Raw genomic sequence first — 17,955 nt, forward strand, 5'->3', positions numbered from 1 at the left:
CGCGGCGCCGCCGCGTCCGCCAGCCGGGCCGCCGTCCTGGCCGCCGACGCGAAGGCCGCCCACGCCGGGTCGCACCCCGCACCGGCGGCCCCGCAGTTGCAGGCGCCCGTGCCGGCCCCGGCCGACGCCGACGCCTGAGCCCGGTCTTCGGGCCAATCGGGAGCCGTCCGGCTGGCCTTGCTCGCCCTCCGACCCCTAAGGTTGGAACGTGACTGAGACTATTCCTGACGCTGCCCCTGACCTCGACTTCGACCTGAAGGGCCTTCCCAAGGTTTCCCTTCACGACCACCTGGACGGCGGACTTCGTCCGGCCACCATCATTGAACTTGCCGATGCCGCGGGACACACGCTGCCCTCGACCGACCCCGTCGCGCTGGGGGAGTGGTTCCGTGAGTCGGCCGACTCCGGCTCCCTGGTCCGCTACCTCGAAACGTTCGACCACACCATCGCCGTGATGCAGACCAAGGAAGGCCTGTTCCGCGTCGCCAAGGAGTTCGTGGAGGACCTGGCCGACGACGGTGTCATCTACGGCGAAGTCCGCTGGGCACCCGAGCAGCACCTCCAGCAGGGCCTGAGCCTGGACGAAGTGGTCGAGGCGGTGCAGGCTGGCCTCGAAGCCGGCGTGGACGCTGTCGCCGAGACCGGCCGCGATATCCAGGTCGGCCAGTTGATCACGGCCATGCGCCACGCCGACCGCGGCCAGGAGATCGCCGAACTGGCCGTCCGCCACCGCGACAACGGCGCGGTCGGCTTCGACATCGCCGGTGCCGAGGACGGCTTCCTGCCCGCACGCTTCAAGGACGCCTTCACCTACCTGGCCCGGCACAACTTCCCGGCCACCGTCCACGCCGGTGAGGCGGCCGGCCTGGAAAGCATCCAGTCCGCCCTCGTCGACGGCCGGGCCCTGCGCCTCGGCCACGGCGTACGGATCGCCGAAGACGTCACCGTTGAATACGACGAAGACGAAGGCGCTGCCGAATTCAACGACAGCAGCGACGAGGTCAACGACAGCATCGGCATGGTGACCCTGGGCGAGCTCGCCAGCTGGGTCCGCGACCGCGGCATCGCCCTGGAGATCTGCCCGTCCTCCAACCTGCAGACCGGCGCCGTTGCCGGCTTCGGCGAGGGAATCGAAAACCACCCGCTGGACATGCTCTACCAGCTCGGCTTCAACGTCACCATCAACACGGACAACCGGCTCATGAGCGGTGTGACGCTCACGGACGAGTTCGAACTGCTGGTCGAGACCTTCGACTACGACCTCGACGACCTGCTGGAGCTGACGCTCAACGCCGCCGAGGCCGCCTTCCTGCCGCTCGAAGAGAAGGAAGCCCTCGTCGAATACATCAACGAGGCCTACGCAGACCTTGGCTAACGAGGATCTTTCGCCAGTCTGGGAACTCGTGGCTGGGCCCACAGCGGCAGGGGTCCCCGGCCGAGCTGGCGAGGTGGGGGAGTTGCTGGCTGGGCCCACAGCGGCAGGGGTCCCCGGCCGAGCTGGCGAGGTGGGGGAGCTGCTGGCTGGGCCCACAGCGGCAGGGGTCCCCGGCCGAGCTGGCGAGGTGGGGGAGCTGCTGGGGATCATTGCCGCGCTGCGCGAGCACTGCCCCTGGATGGGTGCCCTCACCCATGAATCCCTCGTGGAGTACCTCCTCGAGGAGGCCTACGAGGTGGCGGAAACCATCGAGACCGCCGGCGGCGACGCCGAGCTGAAGGCCGAGCTGGGCGACCTCCTGCTCCAGGTGGTCCTTCATGCCCGGCTCGCCGAGGAGCGCAACGCCTTCGACCTCGACGACGTCGCCCGCGGCCTTTCCGCCAAGATGGTCCGGCGAAACCCGCACGTCTTCCGCCCCGACGGAACGCTGCAGGATTCCTTCCCAGCGACCGTCGAGGAGATCGTCCGGACCTGGGACGCTGTCAAACGCTCCGAGAAGCTCCTGCACTCCGGCGCACCCCGCGCCGGCACCGCCGGCTCCGGTGACCCCTTCGAGGGCGTCCCCGCGGCGCTGCCCGCCCTGGCCCGGGCCCAGAAACTCCTGGACCGGGCGGAACGCGCCGGCCTCCCGGCGTCGGGTCACGAAACCGCCGTCGGAATCCCGTCCACCGAAGCGGAACTCGGCGAGCTGCTCTTTGGCATCGCTGCCGCCGCCAGGGACAACGGACTCGACGCCGAACGCGCCCTTCGCGGCGCGATCCGCCGCTACGAGGACAGCCGGCGCGCGCCGTCGGCCGGATGATTCCGTTTGATGACGTCCGGGGACTGGATAGGTTTCCGTAACCTTAGCCACTCTCGACTAGGCTGGGGACGACGAGGACGCCGGTTATCCCGCTCGATTCCCGCTTGATTCCCGGCCGTCAGATTCCCAGCAGATCGCTTCACCCAAAGGAGCATATCCATGGCGCTTATCGATGCCATCCACGCCCGCGAGATCCTCGATTCCCGTGGCAACCCCACCGTAGAAGTTGAAGTCCTGCTCTCGGACGGCCAGATCGGCCGCGCAGCAGTTCCCTCCGGAGCCTCCACCGGCGAGCACGAGGCCGTTGAACTCCGCGACGGCGACAAGGGCCGCTACCTTGGCAAAGGCGTCCAGAAGGCCGTCGACGCCGTCATTGACCAGATCGCCCCGGCTCTCATCGGCTTCGACGCGACAGACCAGCGCAGCATCGACCAGTCGATGATCGACCTGGACGGCACCGCCAACAAGAGCAAGCTCGGCGCCAACGCGATCCTTGGGGTGTCCCTGGCCGTCGCCAACGCCGCGGCGGCCTCCGCCGACCTGCCGCTCTACAAGTACCTGGGTGGCCCGAACGCCCACGTCCTTCCGGTGCCGCTGATGAACATCCTCAACGGCGGCTCGCACGCCGACTCCGACGTCGACATCCAGGAATTCATGGTTGTCCCGCTCGGCGCCGAGACCTTCTCCGAAGGCCTGCGCTGGGGCGTGGAGGTCTACCACGCGCTCAAGGCAGTGCTGCAGGCCAAGGGCCTGTCCACCGGCCTCGGTGACGAGGGCGGCTTCGCACCGAACCTGCCGTCCAACCGTGCAGCCCTGGACCTCATCCAGGAGGCCATCCGGAACGCCGGCTACACCCCGGGCAAGGACATCGCCCTGGCCCTGGACGTGGCTTCCTCGGAGTTCTTCAAGGACGGCGCCTACCAGTTCGAGGGCAAGTCCCTCAGCGCCGCCGAGATGAGTGCTTACTACGCCGAGCTGGTTGCCGATTACCCGCTGGTTTCCATTGAGGACCCGCTGGACGAGAACGACTGGGACGGCTGGAAGATCCTCACCGACGCCATCGGCGACAAGGTCCAGATTGTCGGCGACGACCTCTTCGTCACGAACCCGGAGCGCCTCCAGACCGGCATCGACTCGCGGACCGCCAACTCGCTGCTCGTGAAGGTCAACCAGATCGGTTCCCTGACCGAGACCCTGGACGCCGTTTCCCTCGCCCAGCGCGCGGGTTACACCACCATCACCTCGCACCGCTCCGGCGAGACCGAGGACACCACGATCGCTGACATCGCCGTTGCCACCAACGCGGGCCAGATCAAGACCGGCGCGCCGGCCCGTTCCGAGCGGGTGGCCAAGTACAACCAGCTGCTGCGCATCGAAGAGGAACTCGACGACGCCGCACGCTACGCCGGCCGGAGCGCCTTCCCGCGTTTCAAGGGCTAGCAGCCGCAAAAACGACGAACCGGTGGCTATGGTTGAAAGACCGTGGCCGCCGGTTCCGTTTGTGGCCCTTCGCAGTGGGCGACGGCTGACCGCAGACCGGTGCAGCCGGTCCAGGCCACGGTTGTCAGCACGAAGGCAGCACGCCAGCCCGGCAGGGGCCGGGCATTACAGGAGTGACATGGCTACCCGCCGACCCAAGGTTCCCCGGGCGACGCCTGCGGCCCCGAAGTCTACCGACACGGGCGACGGCGGCGACGTCATCCTGGCTGATTTCGGCGGCCCCCGCGGCACCGCGGGGAACCCTGACGGACCCCGGCAGGATCGGGGCACCCCAGCGGCAGGCACAGCCACCCCGAACTCCCACGCCGCCGGCAAGGCAGCACCGGGCAAGCCCGGCACGTTCCAGCTGAGCACAGCTCGGCACGGTGGCGCCAAGGACGGTTCGGGAACCCAGGCCAAGGACTCCGCCGGGGCGGAAGAAAACCTCGATCCCGTCCCCGCCAAGGCATTCTCCGGCCGCATGCTGGCCTTGTTCGTCGTTATGATTGCCATCACCATCATGCTGGCCCCCACCGTGAAGATTTTCTTCGAGAAGCGCGCCGAAATCGCCGGATTGCAGGCGGATATCTCCGCGAGCCAGTCGAAGCAGGCAGACCTGAAACGCCAGGTCTCCCGCTGGCAGGATCCGAACTACGTGAAGCAGCAGGCCCGCGACCGGATTAACATGGTTATGCCCGGAGAGACGGGCTACTGGGTCTTCGGCGGCGATCTTCCTGCACAATCCGGTGGCGCCGCCGGTGCGGGGTCCGCGCAGGACCCGGCCAAGCTGCCATGGGTGGATTCCCTCTGGGACTCCATCCGGCGTTCGGCAACAGACTAAGACGCGGCGCCCGCCGCAGGATTGTCCGCCGGACACTCCGTATAGGGCAGGAAGGCGCCGCGCCAGTGGACGAGAACCGAGTGCACAAGAACCCAACCGCAGGGGACCCCCGGGCTGCAGGCACGGCAGGCACACCGGAGGAATCCCGCCGGACCTCGCCGCTCGACCTGGACGTCCTGAGCCGGCAGCTCGGCCGCCCGGTGCGCGACGTCGTCGAGATCCCGGCCCGCTGCATCTGCGGCAACCCGCTCGTGGCGGCCACCTCGCCGCGGCTCAGCAACGGGACACCCTTCCCCACCACCTTTTACCTGACACACCCGGTCATCACCGCCGCCGTATCCCGGCTGGAGGCCGCGGGCCTGATGAACCAGATGAACGAGCGGCTCGGCGCCGATGACGCGCTGGCCGGCGGCTACCGCGCCGCCCACGAGGCCTACCTGGCTTCCCGCTCCGGGATCGGCGCCCGCTCCGGGATCGGCCCCGTGCCGGAGATCGACGGCATCTCCGCCGGCGGAATGCCCACCCGCGTCAAGTGCCTGCACGTTTTGGTGGGCCACTCGCTCGCCGCCGGACCCGGCGTGAACCCGCTCGGTGACGAGGCCCTCGCGGCCATCAGCGAATGGTGGACCAAGGACCGCTGCTACTGCGACGGCGCCTGGGAAACCGGCGGAGCGGTTCCCTCCCAGGACCTCAGCAGGCACGGACCGCAAGGCCTGCCGGAGATCGTGGGCCGGCCGGCCCCGGTCCGCAAATCCCGCACGGAAACAGCCGAAGGCACGGACGCCGGAGCCGGGCAATGAGCCGTGTGGCCGCGATCGACTGCGGAACCAACTCCATCCGGCTGCTGATCGCCGACGTCCGGCCGGGCGCTACACCCCGGCTGACGGACATTGTCCGCGAAATGCGGGTGGTCCGGCTGGGCCAGGGCGTCGATGCCACCGGAGAGTTCGCCCAGGAGGCCCTGGACCGCACCCTGGCGGCCACGGCTGACTACGCGGAGCTGATCCGCCGGCATGGCGCCCGCAAAGTCCGCTTCGTCGCTACCTCGGCCACCCGGGACGCGAGAAACCGGCAGGTCTTCATCGACGGCGTCCGCGAGCTTCTCGGCGTCGAACCCGAAGTCATCACGGGGGACGAGGAAGCCGCCCTGTCCTTCGCCGGGGCAAGCAGCGTGCTGCCGTCCCGCGGCCAGGACCAGGTGCTCGTGGTCGACCTCGGCGGCGGCAGCACCGAATTCGTCCTGGGAAACGCCGACGGCGTGACCGCCGCCCGGTCCGTCGACGTCGGCTGTGTCCGGATGACCGAACGGCACCTGCGTAGCGACCCGCCCACCGCGGAGCAGATTGCCGCGGCGGAGGCCGACGTCGACGCCGCCATCAGCGTGGCGGCGCAGACCGTCCCGCTGGACCGAACCACCGCCGTCGTTGGGGTGGCAGGCTCCGTTACCACTATCACCGCCCATGCCCTGGACTTGCCGGAGTACTCGCCGAAGGCCATCCACGGTTCGGAGCTGCCGCTGGCAGACGCACGGCGGGCCTGCACCGGACTGCTCGAAATGACACGCGCAGAACGGGCGGCCCTGCCGTACATGCACCCGGGCCGGGTGGACGTGATCGGAGCGGGCGCACTCGTCTGGCGGCGCGTGCTGGAACGGCTGGCCGAGGTCACGGAAGGCAGGGTCACCACGGCAGTCACCAGCGAACACGATATTCTGGACGGCATTGCCCTGAGTATCAGCTAGCCGCATCAGCTGGATCGAACGGAACCGACCACCCTAACCGCAGCGCCACCGTGACTGCAGCCCACCAGCCGTACCGCCGATAGGACCCGAATGACCAGAGCAACAGCCCGGCCCCGCCGGACCGCCTCCGCGTTGATGGCCCTGGCCCTTGCCGGCGGCAGCCTAGCGGCAGCGCTGACTGCCGCCCCCGCCGCCCACGCGGACGCCTGGCGCGACAAGGAATACTGGCTCGCCGAGTATGGCATCACCAAGGCATGGGAAGTCTCCAAGGGGGCCAACGTCAAGGTCGCCGTGATCGACAGCGGCGTGGACGGCAAGCACCCGGACCTGGCGGGTGTTATGGCCGGGGGAGTCGACATCTCGGGAGCCGGCAGCCCGGACGGCCAGAAGAGCATCGGCGCCAAACCCGAGCACGGGACCCTCGTGGCCACGATGCTTGCCGGCCGCGGCCACCAGCCCGCCGGATCCACCGCGAGTCCCGGCCCCAGCGCCACCCCCGGTCCCACCGTCGGCCCGGACGGGATCGTGGGTGTGGCGCCGGAGGCCCAACTGCTGTCCGTCTCCACCTGGCTCGGATCGGCCAACCCCGGCGGCAAGAGTGACCAGGACCAGATCCCGCAGGCCGTCCGATGGGCCGTGGACAACGGCGCCCGCGTCATCAACATTTCGCTCGGCAGCACCTCCCCGGAGTGGCCGCAGAGCTGGGACGCGGCCTTCCTGTACGCCGAACAAAAGGACGTCGTGATCGTCGCCGCCGCGGGAAACCGCGTGGGCGGCAATGTGCAGGTCGGGGCACCGGCCACCATTCCCGGTGTGCTGACCGTCGCAGGGCTGGACCGCAAGGGAACCGCCAGCATCGACTCTTCCTCCCAGGGCATCAGCATTGGCGTCGCGGCCCCCGCGGAAAACCTCCTGGGCGGCATGCCCGCCGGTGGCTACGCCGAATGGGCCGGCACCTCGGGCGCAACACCGATCGTCGCCGGCGTTGCCGCCCTGATCCGCTCCAAATGGCCGCAGATGACGGCGAGCCAGGTCATCAACCGGATTGTCAGCACCGCGAAGGACGCCGGGGCGCCGGGGAAGGACCCGCTGTACGGCTTTGGGGTCCTCAACGCCGAGGCGGCCCTCAAGGCCGACGTTCCGGAGACCAAGGTCAACCCGCTGGGCTCGATTTCGGACTGGGTCCGGGTCCACCGGCGCGGAAACCTGGCCACGACGCCGGCCGCCGCGGCAGCCGCCCCGTCCAGCGCCGCGCCGACGCTGCCGGAGGCCACCGTGCCGGTCGCCGAGCCGCCCTCGCAGCTCGATAGCGCCGTCCCGGCCATGGTGGTCCTGGGCTTCGGCGGGCTGTTCCTGTGTATCGTCGGGGCAGCCGGATTCCAGCTTCGGCGTGCCGGCCGGACGCCGCCAACGGGAAGTCCGGGCGGCTCCGCGGAGCCGGAAACAGGAGTCCTGGACCCGGTGGACCCCGGCGGCAAACCAAGTTAGTGAAGTTTTTCACAAACTACGGTATTCTTGACGGATGGCATCCTCCCCTCAGCTCCAGGACCGTCCCAGGGTACTCGTCGTCGGCGGCGGCTACGTCGGCCTGTACGTAGCGCTCAAACTGCAGAAGAAGATCGCGAACGCCGGCGGCATCGTCACCGTCGTTGATCCCCTGCCCTACATGACCTACCAGCCCTTCCTCCCCGAAGTTGCCGGCGGCAACATCGAGGCACGCCACGCCGTCGTCTCGCACCGGAAGCACCTGACGCAGACGGAACTCATCCAGGGCCGCGTCACCTCGATCGACCACGCCAACCGCACGGCCGTGGTTGCCCCGGCTGACGGCGGCGAGAACTTTGAGATTCCGTATTTCGACGTTGTGGTGGCCGCAGGCGCCATCACCCGCACCTTCCCGATCAAGGGACTCGCGGACAAGGGCATCGGCCTCAAGACCATCGAGGAGGCCGTCGCCCTGCGCAACGGTGTCCTTGAGCGGATTGAAGCCGGCTCGCTGATGACGGACCCGGTCCAGCGCGCCCGCGCCCTGACATTCGTCGTCGTCGGCGGCGGCTTCGCCGGCATCGAGTGCATCACCGAGATGGAAGACCTGGCCCGCGCCGCGGTCAAGAAGAACCCGCGCATCAAGCAGGAGGACGTCCGCTTCGTCCTGGTCGAGGCCATGGGCCGGATCATGCCCGAGGTCACCGCCTCGCAGGCTGAATGGGTCGTCGAGCACCTGCGCAGCCGCGGCATCGAGGTCCTGCTCAACACTTCGCTGGACAACGCAGAGGGCTCCCTGAAGCTCATCAACCTGCCGGACAAGACCCCGGCGCAGGAATTCGAGGCGGACACGCTGGTCTGGACCGCCGGTGTGCAGGCCAACCCGATGATCCGCTCCACCGACTTCCCGCTGGAGCCCCGCGGACGTGTCCGTGTGCTCCCGGACCTGCGCATCGCAGGTGACGAGGGCATCGTCGAGAACGCCTGGGCTGCCGGCGACATCGCGGCCGTCCCGGACCTCACAGGCAGCGGCCTGCCGGACGGAACGTGCGTCCCGAACGCCCAGCATGCCCTGCGCCAGGCCAAGCGCCTCGCCAAGAACCTGTGGGCCTCCCGCTGGGAGAAGCCGCTCAAGGACTACAAGCACAAGAACCTGGGCGCCGTCGCCGGCTTCGGCGAATGGAAGGGTGTTGCCAACATCAACCTCCTGGGCCGCATCGGGCTCAAGGGCCCGCTGGCCTGGCTCGCGCACCGCGGTTACCACGGCATGGCCATCCCGACCGTTGAGCGTAAGATCCGCGTTATCTCGGGCTGGTTCTGGGCCCTCTTCCTGGGACGCGACACCACCCAGCTGATCGACCTGGACAACCCGCGCGGCGCCTTCGTCTCCGCTGCCACTCCGGCTGCGAAGCCGGCTGTGGTCCCCGCCGCTCCCGTGGCGGAGAAGCCGGCCGCTGAGGCTGCCACGGTTGAGACCAAGGAAGCTGTCTCGGCCGACTCCAAGTAGTCCGCAGCAACATTCGACGGCGGCCGTTCCCTTTCGGGGAGCGGCCGCCGTCGTCGTTACCCGGGCGGACGGAGCCTGTCGGTGGCGGCGCCTGAACCGGCCGTCAGCGCCGGGCCCGCCCTAGACTGGCTTCATGACAGGTGAAAAGGACCTCCGCACCCTGCTGGCCAGCATGCGCCCCGAACTCCGCGATGGCGAATTCGTCTATGTTTTGTGGCCACACGGCAAACCCCTGGCCGGAGCCATCGCGGCCGCCGTCCGTGAGGCCGAGGGGCTGACGGTGGTGCTGCCGCGGGCTGAAGCGGACAGCCTGGGCCTCGCCTATGACTTCGTGGGGGCGTGGATCACCCTCCAGGTGCGCTCCTCACTCGAGGCGGTGGGCCTGACCGCGGCGGTCAGCGGAGCCCTGACCGAAGCCAGGATCAGCTGCAACGTCCTGGCCGGCTTCCACCACGACCACCTGCTGGTTCCCGTGGCTGATGCCGACCGCGCACTGGAGGTGCTGCACGAACTGGCCGCAGCGAGCGGGGAGCAGAAGCCTGCCCCGGAACTGGTGCTGCGCAGCGAACAGCCTGCGGACCGGCCGGCCATCCTCGCGCTGACCGCCGCCGCCTTCGTCGTCCCGCCGGTCACCGGGCTGCCCGTCGGGGGCGAGCCGGAGGAGGTTGAACTCCTCGCTGCGCTCTGGGGGTGCGAGGACTACCTGCCGGAGTTCAGCATCGTCGCGGAGCTCGACGGCGGGATCGTCGGGCACGTGATCAGCACCCGCGGCTGGGCGGGTGGGCTGGGCCTGCTGGGACTCGGCCCGATCGGGGTGGTGCCGCGGCTGCAGCGCCACGGCATCGGGACCGCGCTCATCAAGGAAACGATTGACCGGGCCAACGCCGCGGGGGAGCGGGGGATCGCCCTGCTGGGCAGCCCGGAGTTCTACTCGCGCTTCGGCTTCGTGGCGTCGGTCTCGCTCGGCGTTGAGGCCCCTGATCCTGCCTGGGGCGGACACTTCCAAATGCTTCCGCTGGCCGTCTGGCCGGGAGGCGTGAGCGGGACCTTCCGCTACGCCGGGCCGTTTAACACGCCGTCCGTCGTGGCGGACGGGGCAGTGCGACGGGATACCATTGACCGGGCGCCCCAGTAGCCCAATTGGCAGAGGCAGCGGACTTAAAATCCGCGTGTTGTGGGTTCGAGTCCCACCTGGGGCACACATTCCCGTCGTCTCCGAATCCTCACGCAGATTTCTCCTATGCAACGACTGTTATAAGGATGTGACCCTAGTCACTTTGGTTCGGGCCAAAAGTGCACTAGCTTGAAGATAAATCAGGAACACCTGATCTTTCGCATCAAAGGCCGTTCGCACCTTTAGATCGAGGAGATTGTAAATGACTTCATTCCCCCAGGTGGCGCCCCGCATCGCTAAGCTGACAGCGCTTAGCATCGGCGTCGCCCTTCTGGCTACGGCTTGTGGTGGCACGTCCACCCCGACGTCGACTGGATCCGCCTCCGTCAAGGCCGCGGGCATCGCCTGCCCGGCCCCCGGCGCCGGCGCCGGAGCCAGCACCCAGGCCGCCGGCAACGCCGGTCCTGTCCCTGCCGCCACCACCACCACCCCCACCGCTTTGAAGATCGGCTCGCTTCTGCCGACCACCGGGTCGCTGGCCTTCCTCGGCCCGCCCGAAATCGCGGGTGTCAACCTTGGCATCAAGGAAGTCAATGATGCCGGCGGCGTGCTGGGCAAGCCTGTTGAGGTCACCCACCGGGACTCCGGTGACACCAAGACCGATATCGCCACCCAGTCCACCACAGCACTGCTTGGCCAGGGTGTCAGCGCAATCGTTGGTGCCGCCTCCTCGGGCGTCTCCAAGACCGTGATCAGCCAGATCACCGGCGCCGGCGTCATCCAGTTCTCCCCGGCCAACACCTCGCCGGACTTCACCGCCTGGGACGACAAGGGCCTCTACTGGCGCACCGCCCCCTCGGACGTGCTTCAGGGCAAGGTCCTGGGCAACTACATGGCTACCTGTGGCGCCCAGACCGTTGGCATGATCGTACTGAACGACGCCTACGGAACCGGTCTTGCCAAGAACGTAAAGTCGGCATTTGAGGCAGCAGGCGGCAAGGTTGTCGCGGAGGAACTCTTCAACGAAGGCGATTCCCAGTTCAGCAGCCAGGTGGACAAGGTCATCGCAGCCAAGCCGGATGCCATCGCCCTGATCACCTTTGACCAGGCCAAGAGCATCGTTCCGCTGATGACGGGCAAGGGCATCAAGCCCACGCAGCTCTTCCTCGTGGACGGCAACATGTCCGACTACAGCAAGGACTTCACGGCAGGAACCCTGAAGGGCGCCCAGGGCACCATCCCGGGCACTTTCGCCAAGGATGACTTCAAGAAGAAGCTGCTGGCGATCGATCCCGCGCTGAAGGACTACAGCTATTCCGGCGAGTCCTACGACGCCGTGAACCTGATCGCACTGGCCTCCGAGGCTGCCAAGAGCACCAAGGGCGTGGACATCGCCAAGCAGCTCAAGGCGGTCTCCGAAGTGGGCGAGAAGTGCAACACCTTCCCGTCCTGTGTCACCCTGCTCCGCAACGGCAAGGACATCGACTACGACGGCCAGTCCGGCCCCGTATCGTTCTCCGACGCGGGGGACCCGACGGAAGCCTACGTCGGCATCTACGAGTTCCAGGATGACAACACCTACAAGGCATCCAAGGAAGAATTCGGCAAGCTGTAAAGCCGCCCTTCCCTAGCCACAAGAAACCCCCGTCCCCTCCGGACGGGGGTTTCTTGCGTGCGGGGAAGGTAGCCCAGGGAGGGCATCACGCGCGGCAGGCTTTCGAGCCGGGCCGGGGCGTTCGACGCCGGGAATCCGGCTCCGTTGTTGGGGCCCCGGCCAAAAGACTGCGCCGCGTGACGCCGTCGTCGTTCTGCGGGGGAGCATGCGGTGAGGCAAACGCTGAGGGGTCCGCCGGGGAGCAACGAGCGCAGGCGCCGAGCAAGCGGCTGGGGAGGCGCCCGGACTGTATTGACGCGGTCGGACGATGCCGGGCACGCAGAAGGGCCGCCACCGGCTGGTGACGGCCCTCCTGTTCTGCGGGACTGCGGGGCTACTCGACGGTGTCGGCCAGGGTGCCCAGGTACAGCTGGATGACCTTGGGATCCTTCATGAGCTCACGGCCTGTGCCGGTGTAGGCGTCCTTGCCCTGGTCCAGCACATAGCCCCGGTCACAGATCTGCAGGCAGCGACGTGCGTTCTGCTCGACCATGATGACGGAGACGCCGGCCCGGTTGATCTCGTGGACCCGGAGGAAGGTCTCATCCTGTTTGACAGGGGAGAGGCCCGCCGAAGGCTCATCGAGCAGCAGCACGGCCGGATCCATCATCAGGGCCCGGCCCATGGCCACCATCTGGCGTTCGCCGCCGGAGAGTGAACCGGCCCGCTGGGCACGCCGCTTGCCAAGTTCCGGGAACAGGCCCGTGACGAAGTCGAAGCGCTCCGCGAAGTCCTTGGGCCGCTGGAACATGCCCATCTGCATGTTCTCCTCGATGGTCAGGGCCGCGAACACATTGTTGTTCTGCGGAACGAAGCCCACGCCCCGGCTGACCAGCTTGTTGGCCTTGAGCCCGGTGATGTCCTGGCCGCGGACCACGACGGAGCCGGAGTGGACCTTGACCAGACCGAACATCGCCTTCAGCAGAGTCGACTTGCCGGCGCCGTTAGGGCCGATGATGCCGATCAGCTCACCCTTGCGGGCCTCGATGCTGCAGCCGTTGAGGATGTTGACGCCGGGGATGTAGCCGGCCACCAGGTCGGTGACCTTGACCACCGAATCCTCATCGTGGACGGGCTGGGCGGCGGGTGCCGCGCTGGTGGCGCTCATTCTGTGTCCTTCTCTGTGCGGTTCGGCTCGTCGGCGCTGCGCCTGCCACGCGTCGTCCCGTTGGTCTCTGGCGCCGTCACCTCGGTCGCGATGACATCGGCGGCGATGATGCCGGCGTTTTCGGTGCCGACGATCGACTCCTCATCGGCTTCGAGTTCGGCGGCGAGCTCCTTGATGCCCTCGGAGTCGCCCAGGTCCACGTCGTGGTGTGCGCCCAGGTAGGCGTCAATCACGGCCGGGTTCTTCATGACGTCCGCGGGCGGGCCCTCGGCCACGATCTTGCCCTCGGCCATCACCACGACCCAGTCGGCGATGTGGCGGACCATGTGCATGTCGTGCTCGACGAACAGCACGGTCATGCCCTCGGCCTTGAGGTTCTTGATGTGGTCCAGCAGGGACTGCGTCAGGGCGGGGTTAACACCGGCCATCGGTTCGTCCAGCATGACCAGCTTGGGCCGCACCATCAGCGAACGGGCCATCTCCAGCAGCTTGCGCTGGCCGCCGGAGAGGGACGCGGCGTAGTCGTCCTTCTTGGCGTCGAGCTTGAACTTCTCGAGCAGCACGTTGGCTTCTTCGGTGATCTTCTTCTCCTGACCGCCCCAGATTCCCTTAAACAGGGCCTTGGAGAGCCGCTCGCCGGACTGCTGGGAGGCGCCGAGGCGCATGTTCTCCATGACGGTGAGCTTGCCCATGACCTTGGTCAGCTGGAACGTGCGGACCATGCCCATGCGGGCAACCTTGTACGAGGAGACACCGGCAATGCTGTTGCCTTCGAACTGCCACTTGCCCGAGTTCGGTGTATCGAACCCCGTGAGCAGGTTGAACAGGGTCGTCTTGCCGGCCCCGTTCGGGCCGATAAGCGCCGTGATCTTGTGCCGCGGGATCTCAAGGTACTCGACGTCGACGGCGTTGATGCCGCCGAAGCTGCGGGTGACGTTCTCCGCCACCACGATCGGATCGCGCTTCTTGCAGCCGGGCGCAATTTCCCCGGCGGCAATCGGACGGGTGTCCGTCATGTAGTCAATTGTCTCTGTGCTGTTTGTGTTGCCTGTTTCTTCGCTCTGCGTGCTCATGCGAACGCCAGCTCCTTCTTATTGCCGAAGACGCCCTGGGGCCTGAAGATCATCAGCAGCATCAGCGCGACACCCACAAGGATGTAACGCAGCTGGCCGGCCTGGACTGTGTTCAGCCAGGTCACCGCGCCGGATTCGATCAGGCCATACAGGATGCCCTGTGTGAGGGACAGCACCACCCAGAAGATCATCGCGCCGACGACGGGCCCCAGCACCGTGCCGAGGCCGCCGAGCAGCAGGCAGGTGTAGAGGAAGAACGTCAGTTCCGTGCCGTAGTTGGCCGGCTGGACCGCGCCGCGGGGGAGCGTAAAGACCATGCCGGCCAGGGCGCCGAGCACGCCACCGATGATGAGGGCCTGCATCTTGTAGGAGTACACGTTCTTGCCAAGGGAGCGGACGGCGTTTTCGTCCTCGCGGATGCCCTTGAGGACACGGCCCCACGGGCTGCGCATCAGCAGCCACACCAGGGTGCAGCAGATGACGACGACGATCCAGGCGACCACGCGGATGAAGAAGTCCCTGTTGTTCATGCCCATGTACAAGCCCTCGGGGAACGGGTTCATGGCATAGAACCCGCCTTCGAAGGCGGCGAGGCCGTTGGCCGAGCCGGTCACTGAGGTCAGCTGGTTGGTGGTGACGATGTAGCGGACGATTTCCGCCGCGGCGATCGTCACGATGGCCAGGTAGTCAGCCCGCAGCCGGAGGGTTGGTATCCCCAGGAGCAGGGCGAAGATGGCAGCGGCTACCACCGCGATGAGCAGCCCGACGAAGAACGGGGCGCCGAAGGTCAGGGTGGAGATGGCGAAGCCGTAGGCCCCCACCGCCATGAAGCCGGCCTGGCCGAAGTTGAGCAGGCCGGCGTAGCCGAAGTGAACCGCAAGGCCGAGCGCCGCGAGGGCGTAAGCCGCCGTCGTCGGGCTGAACAGTTCGCCGGCAGCGCTTGAAAGAATGAATCCGAAGTCCATGGCTGTCTCCTAACCCACGCGCTCGCGACGGCCCAGGATACCCTGGGGCCGGATCAAGAGGACAATAATCATGATGAACAGTGCTCCCACGTATTTGAGGTCGGCGGCGAGGCCGAACACGGTGGTCAGCTCCACGAAGATGCCGACGATGATGGATCCGATCAGGGCACCCCAGACCGTGCCGAGACCACCCAGGGTGACGCCGGCGAAGATGAGCAGCAGGATCTGCGACCCCATATCAAAGGTGACGCCGGGCCGGTAGTAAGCCCAGAGGATGCCGCCGAGGGAGGCAAGCATGCCGCCGGTGACCCAGACAATCCGGATGACAGAGTCGACGTCGATGCCGGAGGCCGCAGCCAGCGCCGGGTTGTCGGCGACCGCGCGGGTGGCTTTGCCGAGCCGGGTCTTGAGCAGGACGACACCAAGGATGGCAATGACGACGGCGCTGATCACGAGGGACCAGAGGTTGTTGGGGGAAATGGACACCGGGCCGATCTGGATTTCCGCGCTCTGGGCGAACGGCAGCTGCTGCGTGGCGCCGCCGAAGAAGAACTGGATCACGTAGCGGACGGCCAGTGCAAGGCCGATGCTGACGATCATCATCGGAACCAGGCCGGTGCCGCGGCGACGCAACGGCTTCCATAGGCCGGCGTCCTGGACGTAGCCGAAGAGTCCGCCGCCGAGCAGTGCGAGCACGATCGCCAGCCAGAACGGCAGGTTCATGGCATTGAAGGCAAAGACGAGGACGGCGCCGAGGGTGACCATTTCACCATGTGCGAAGTTGGTCAGGCCGGTGGTACCGAAGATCAGCGAGAGGCCCACCGAGGCGAGGGCAAGCAGAAGCCCGAAGCTCAGGCCCGCCACGAGGCGGTTGATGAGGTTCTGGCCGAAATCCTGTTGTTGCACAACGATGCCCTCGCCGAAGGCGAAGATCACGGAGAGGTTGGAAGTCTGGCTGAAGGTGACCTTGCGGGGATTTTCCTGGCCGTCGGCGAGCTTGATGCCTTCTGGAAGCGTGGATTCATCCAGCTTGACCTCGTAGGTCCCCTGGGTGGGGACGCCGATGGTCCAGGCGCCGTTGGCGCTCGATTTCGCGGTTCCCGTGAAGTCACCGCTCGTGGCGGTGATGGTGACCTCAGCAATCGGCGCGCGGTCGTCGCCGCGCAGGAAGCCGCTGATGCTGTTCTGGAACGTGGTTGCCGACGGGGATGGTGTCGGCGAGGGGGTCGTGGCGTCCGATGCCGGGGCGACGATCAGCAGTAGTGCTGCCACGGCGGCGAAAACGGCCCCCACAGCTTTCAGTAGTCTGCCGCGCCGTCTCAGCGACGGGCCTCTCGGTGTGCTTCTCAAAATGAAAACCTCCACATGGGGGTGGTGTGGGTTGCGCCATTGCAACCGCTGCGAACAGTCAGGGTGACGAGGGGTGGTGCCATACGATGCGGATAGAGCGGTACTGCTTGTGATATCCGTCACCCTGTTGCGCCAATGTTACAGCCCGTTCAGGGCAAAGAATGCCGCCGCGAGCAGGCAGAACGTCGCGATCGGGTAACAACCGTGAAGCCCGGAGTTCGGCATATTTTACCTGCGCTAAAGAAAACTTTTGTTGATTCCGAGTATGCCTAAACATTCAACCATTGCAAAGGGCTACGGCCCGGAAAACGGCGGAGGGCAGATCACGGTTGGGTTGCGGCCGGTCCTTCCCGGGAACTAACCCTGCCCGCCGGCCGTGGGAATTGGTAGCGTGAGCTATAGGCAATCGCTCGCAATGCACCACCGGAACATCATCCACCCCCTTTATTTGGAGGACACCCGCAATGGCACTTGGCGGAAACCCAGTCTTCAACGGAAAGAATTTCCGTGGAGCAACCCAGGCACCGCCGGCCCCGCCGGCCTCCGGCCAGGGCCATCCCGGACAGGTCATGGACGCCCATACCGGCTGGAACGCCACCCAGCAGGGCATGACCCAGGACCAGCTCCAGGACATGTACAACCGACCCGCCGCCGGCCCCGCCGACACGGGACGCATGACTTACGACGACGTCATCGTCAAAACCGCGGTCTGCCTTGGCACCGTGATCGCCGGTGCGGCCATCACCCTCGTGGTGGCCCCCGGCCTGGCCAATCTGCTGATGATTGTGGGCGCGCTGGGCGGCTTTGCCCTGGCCCTTGTCAACACCTTCAAGAAGCAGCCCTCACCGGCCCTGATCCTGGCCTACGCGGCGCTGGAAGGTCTGTTCCTTGGCGGGCTGACCCGGGTCCTGGACGGGATGTTCCCGGGCGTGGGCCTGCAGGCCGTCATCGGCACCCTCTCGGTCTTCGCCGTGACGCTTGTGCTCTTCAAGAGCGGCAAGGTCCGGGCCACCCCCAAGGCCATGCGCTTTTTTATGATCGCGCTGATCGGCTACGCCGTCTTCGCGCTGGTCAACATGGTCATGGTGTGGACCGGCGCTGTCAATTCTCCCTTCGGCCTGAGTACCAGCGTTGAAATCTTCGGCATCCCGCTGGGCGTCTTCATCGGCGCGCTGGCGATCGGCCTGGCCGCCTTCTCCCTGATCATGGACTTCACCAGCATCGAAGCCGGCGTCCGCGCCGGTGCCCCGCAGCGCTTCGCCTGGACCGCGGCCTTTGGCCTCACGGTGACGCTGGTCTGGCTCTATGTCGAGATCATCCGCCTGCTCTCAATCCTCCGCGGCAGCGACTAACAACCGCTGCTTACCGCTAGCGAGAGAAGGAGGGCCCCGCCAAACGGCG

15 protein-coding genes and 1 tRNA gene are annotated in these 17,955 nt (G+C 67.0%); 12 read left to right on the forward strand and 4 right to left on the reverse strand.

Annotated elements, in window-relative coordinates; genetic code table 11:
- Window positions 1–208 precede the first annotated feature (208 nt).
- The 11 genes from ACZYZE_RS13575 to ACZYZE_RS13625 all read left to right on the forward strand — a co-directional run bounded on the left by ACZYZE_RS13575 (window position 209) and on the right by ACZYZE_RS13625 (window position 12,019).
- Window positions 209–1,375: an adenosine deaminase gene (locus ACZYZE_RS13575; RefSeq protein ID WP_463908193.1), complete on the forward strand. Its 1,167-nt coding sequence runs from the start codon at window positions 209–211 to the stop codon at window positions 1,373–1,375.
- A gap of 238 nt (window positions 1,376–1,613) precedes the next feature.
- Window positions 1,614–2,237: a MazG nucleotide pyrophosphohydrolase domain-containing protein gene (locus tag ACZYZE_RS13580; protein ID WP_463908332.1), complete on the forward strand. Its 624-nt coding sequence runs from the start codon at window positions 1,614–1,616 to the stop codon at window positions 2,235–2,237.
- 159 nt (window positions 2,238–2,396) lie between these two features.
- Window positions 2,397–3,677, forward strand: a complete 1,281-nt coding sequence (eno, locus tag ACZYZE_RS13585) for a phosphopyruvate hydratase (RefSeq protein WP_459318299.1) — start codon at window positions 2,397–2,399, stop codon at window positions 3,675–3,677.
- A 178-nt stretch (window positions 3,678–3,855) separates the two neighbouring features.
- Entirely contained in the window at window positions 3,856–4,557 is a 702-nt protein-coding gene (locus ACZYZE_RS13590) for an FtsB family cell division protein (protein WP_459318300.1), read from the forward strand.
- A gap of 65 nt (window positions 4,558–4,622) precedes the next feature.
- On the forward strand, window positions 4,623–5,357 hold the full coding sequence (locus tag ACZYZE_RS13595) for a DUF501 domain-containing protein (RefSeq protein ID WP_459318301.1): 735 nt from the start codon (window positions 4,623–4,625) through the stop codon (window positions 5,355–5,357).
- Window positions 5,354–6,298, forward strand: coding sequence for a Ppx/GppA phosphatase family protein (locus ACZYZE_RS13600; RefSeq protein ID WP_459318302.1), 945 nt, complete (start codon window positions 5,354–5,356; stop codon window positions 6,296–6,298). Before ACZYZE_RS13595 ends, ACZYZE_RS13600 begins: the two co-directional genes overlap by 4 nt.
- Before the next feature lie 90 nt (window positions 6,299–6,388).
- On the forward strand, window positions 6,389–7,786 hold the full coding sequence (locus ACZYZE_RS13605) for a S8 family serine peptidase (protein ID WP_459318303.1): 1,398 nt from the start codon (window positions 6,389–6,391) through the stop codon (window positions 7,784–7,786).
- A 34-nt stretch (window positions 7,787–7,820) separates the two neighbouring features.
- Window positions 7,821–9,290 carry an NAD(P)/FAD-dependent oxidoreductase gene (locus tag ACZYZE_RS13610; RefSeq protein ID WP_459318304.1) on the forward strand — a complete coding sequence of 490 codons (1,470 nt, stop codon included), beginning with the start codon at window positions 7,821–7,823 and terminating at the stop codon, window positions 9,288–9,290.
- Between the two features lie 133 nt (window positions 9,291–9,423).
- Window positions 9,424–10,425: an N-acetyltransferase gene (locus tag ACZYZE_RS13615; protein ID WP_463908197.1), complete on the forward strand. Its 1,002-nt coding sequence runs from the start codon at window positions 9,424–9,426 to the stop codon at window positions 10,423–10,425.
- Window positions 10,416–10,489: transfer RNA gene (locus ACZYZE_RS13620), tRNA-Leu, on the forward strand. The genes ACZYZE_RS13615 and ACZYZE_RS13620 overlap by 10 nt, the downstream gene beginning before the upstream one ends.
- Before the next feature lie 177 nt (window positions 10,490–10,666).
- Window positions 10,667–12,019: an ABC transporter substrate-binding protein gene (locus tag ACZYZE_RS13625; protein ID WP_459318306.1), complete on the forward strand. Its 1,353-nt coding sequence runs from the start codon at window positions 10,667–10,669 to the stop codon at window positions 12,017–12,019.
- 373 nt (window positions 12,020–12,392) lie between these two features.
- Here ACZYZE_RS13625 and ACZYZE_RS13630 read toward each other — a convergent pair whose 3' ends face one another.
- From ACZYZE_RS13630 to ACZYZE_RS13645, 4 genes are read right to left on the reverse strand one after another with little or no spacing between them, the layout of a single operon-like run.
- Complete coding sequence (locus tag ACZYZE_RS13630; RefSeq protein WP_459318307.1) at window positions 12,393–13,166, reverse strand: ABC transporter ATP-binding protein; 774 nt, start codon at window positions 13,164–13,166, stop codon at window positions 12,393–12,395.
- The gene (locus ACZYZE_RS13635; protein WP_459318308.1) at window positions 13,163–14,239 is read right to left on the reverse strand and encodes an ABC transporter ATP-binding protein; all 1,077 of its coding nucleotides are present in this window, start codon (window positions 14,237–14,239) and stop codon (window positions 13,163–13,165) included. Before ACZYZE_RS13635 ends, ACZYZE_RS13630 begins: the two co-directional genes overlap by 4 nt.
- Window positions 14,236–15,204: a branched-chain amino acid ABC transporter permease gene (locus tag ACZYZE_RS13640; protein WP_459318309.1), complete on the reverse strand. Its 969-nt coding sequence runs from the start codon at window positions 15,202–15,204 to the stop codon at window positions 14,236–14,238. Before ACZYZE_RS13640 ends, ACZYZE_RS13635 begins: the two co-directional genes overlap by 4 nt.
- A gap of 9 nt (window positions 15,205–15,213) precedes the next feature.
- Complete coding sequence (locus ACZYZE_RS13645; RefSeq protein WP_463908201.1) at window positions 15,214–16,497, reverse strand: branched-chain amino acid ABC transporter permease; 1,284 nt, start codon at window positions 16,495–16,497, stop codon at window positions 15,214–15,216.
- A gap of 521 nt (window positions 16,498–17,018) precedes the next feature.
- On the opposite strand from ACZYZE_RS13645, the gene ACZYZE_RS13650 reads away from it, so the two are divergent.
- Window positions 17,019–17,906 carry a Bax inhibitor-1/YccA family protein gene (locus ACZYZE_RS13650; RefSeq protein WP_459318311.1) on the forward strand — a complete coding sequence of 296 codons (888 nt, stop codon included), beginning with the start codon at window positions 17,019–17,021 and terminating at the stop codon, window positions 17,904–17,906.
- Window positions 17,907–17,955: the final 49 nt, after the last annotated feature.

It is taken from the genome of Pseudarthrobacter woesei (genome assembly GCF_055412745.1).

Excerpts from the sequence above, each read along its gene's own strand:
- ACZYZE_RS13580 (WP_463908332.1), top strand. The coding sequence starts at position 1,614 with ATGGGTGCCCTCACCCATGAATCCCTCGTGGAGTACCTCCTCGAGGAG.
- eno (WP_459318299.1), top strand. The coding sequence starts at position 2,397 with ATGGCGCTTATCGATGCCATCCACGCCCGCGAGATCCTCGATTCCCGT.
- ACZYZE_RS13590 (WP_459318300.1), top strand. The coding sequence starts at position 3,856 with ATGGCTACCCGCCGACCCAAGGTTCCCCGGGCGACGCCTGCGGCCCCG.
- ACZYZE_RS13600 (WP_459318302.1), top strand. The coding sequence starts at position 5,354 with ATGAGCCGTGTGGCCGCGATCGACTGCGGAACCAACTCCATCCGGCTG.
- ACZYZE_RS13605 (WP_459318303.1), top strand. The coding sequence starts at position 6,389 with ATGACCAGAGCAACAGCCCGGCCCCGCCGGACCGCCTCCGCGTTGATG.
- ACZYZE_RS13610 (WP_459318304.1), top strand. The coding sequence starts at position 7,821 with ATGGCATCCTCCCCTCAGCTCCAGGACCGTCCCAGGGTACTCGTCGTC.
- ACZYZE_RS13615 (WP_463908197.1), top strand. The coding sequence starts at position 9,424 with ATGACAGGTGAAAAGGACCTCCGCACCCTGCTGGCCAGCATGCGCCCC.
- ACZYZE_RS13625 (WP_459318306.1), top strand. The coding sequence starts at position 10,667 with ATGACTTCATTCCCCCAGGTGGCGCCCCGCATCGCTAAGCTGACAGCG.
- ACZYZE_RS13630 (WP_459318307.1), bottom strand. The coding sequence starts at position 13,166 with ATGAGCGCCACCAGCGCGGCACCCGCCGCCCAGCCCGTCCACGATGAG.
- ACZYZE_RS13635 (WP_459318308.1), bottom strand. The coding sequence starts at position 14,239 with ATGAGCACGCAGAGCGAAGAAACAGGCAACACAAACAGCACAGAGACA.
- ACZYZE_RS13640 (WP_459318309.1), bottom strand. The coding sequence starts at position 15,204 with ATGGACTTCGGATTCATTCTTTCAAGCGCTGCCGGCGAACTGTTCAGC.
- ACZYZE_RS13650 (WP_459318311.1), top strand. The coding sequence starts at position 17,019 with ATGGCACTTGGCGGAAACCCAGTCTTCAACGGAAAGAATTTCCGTGGA.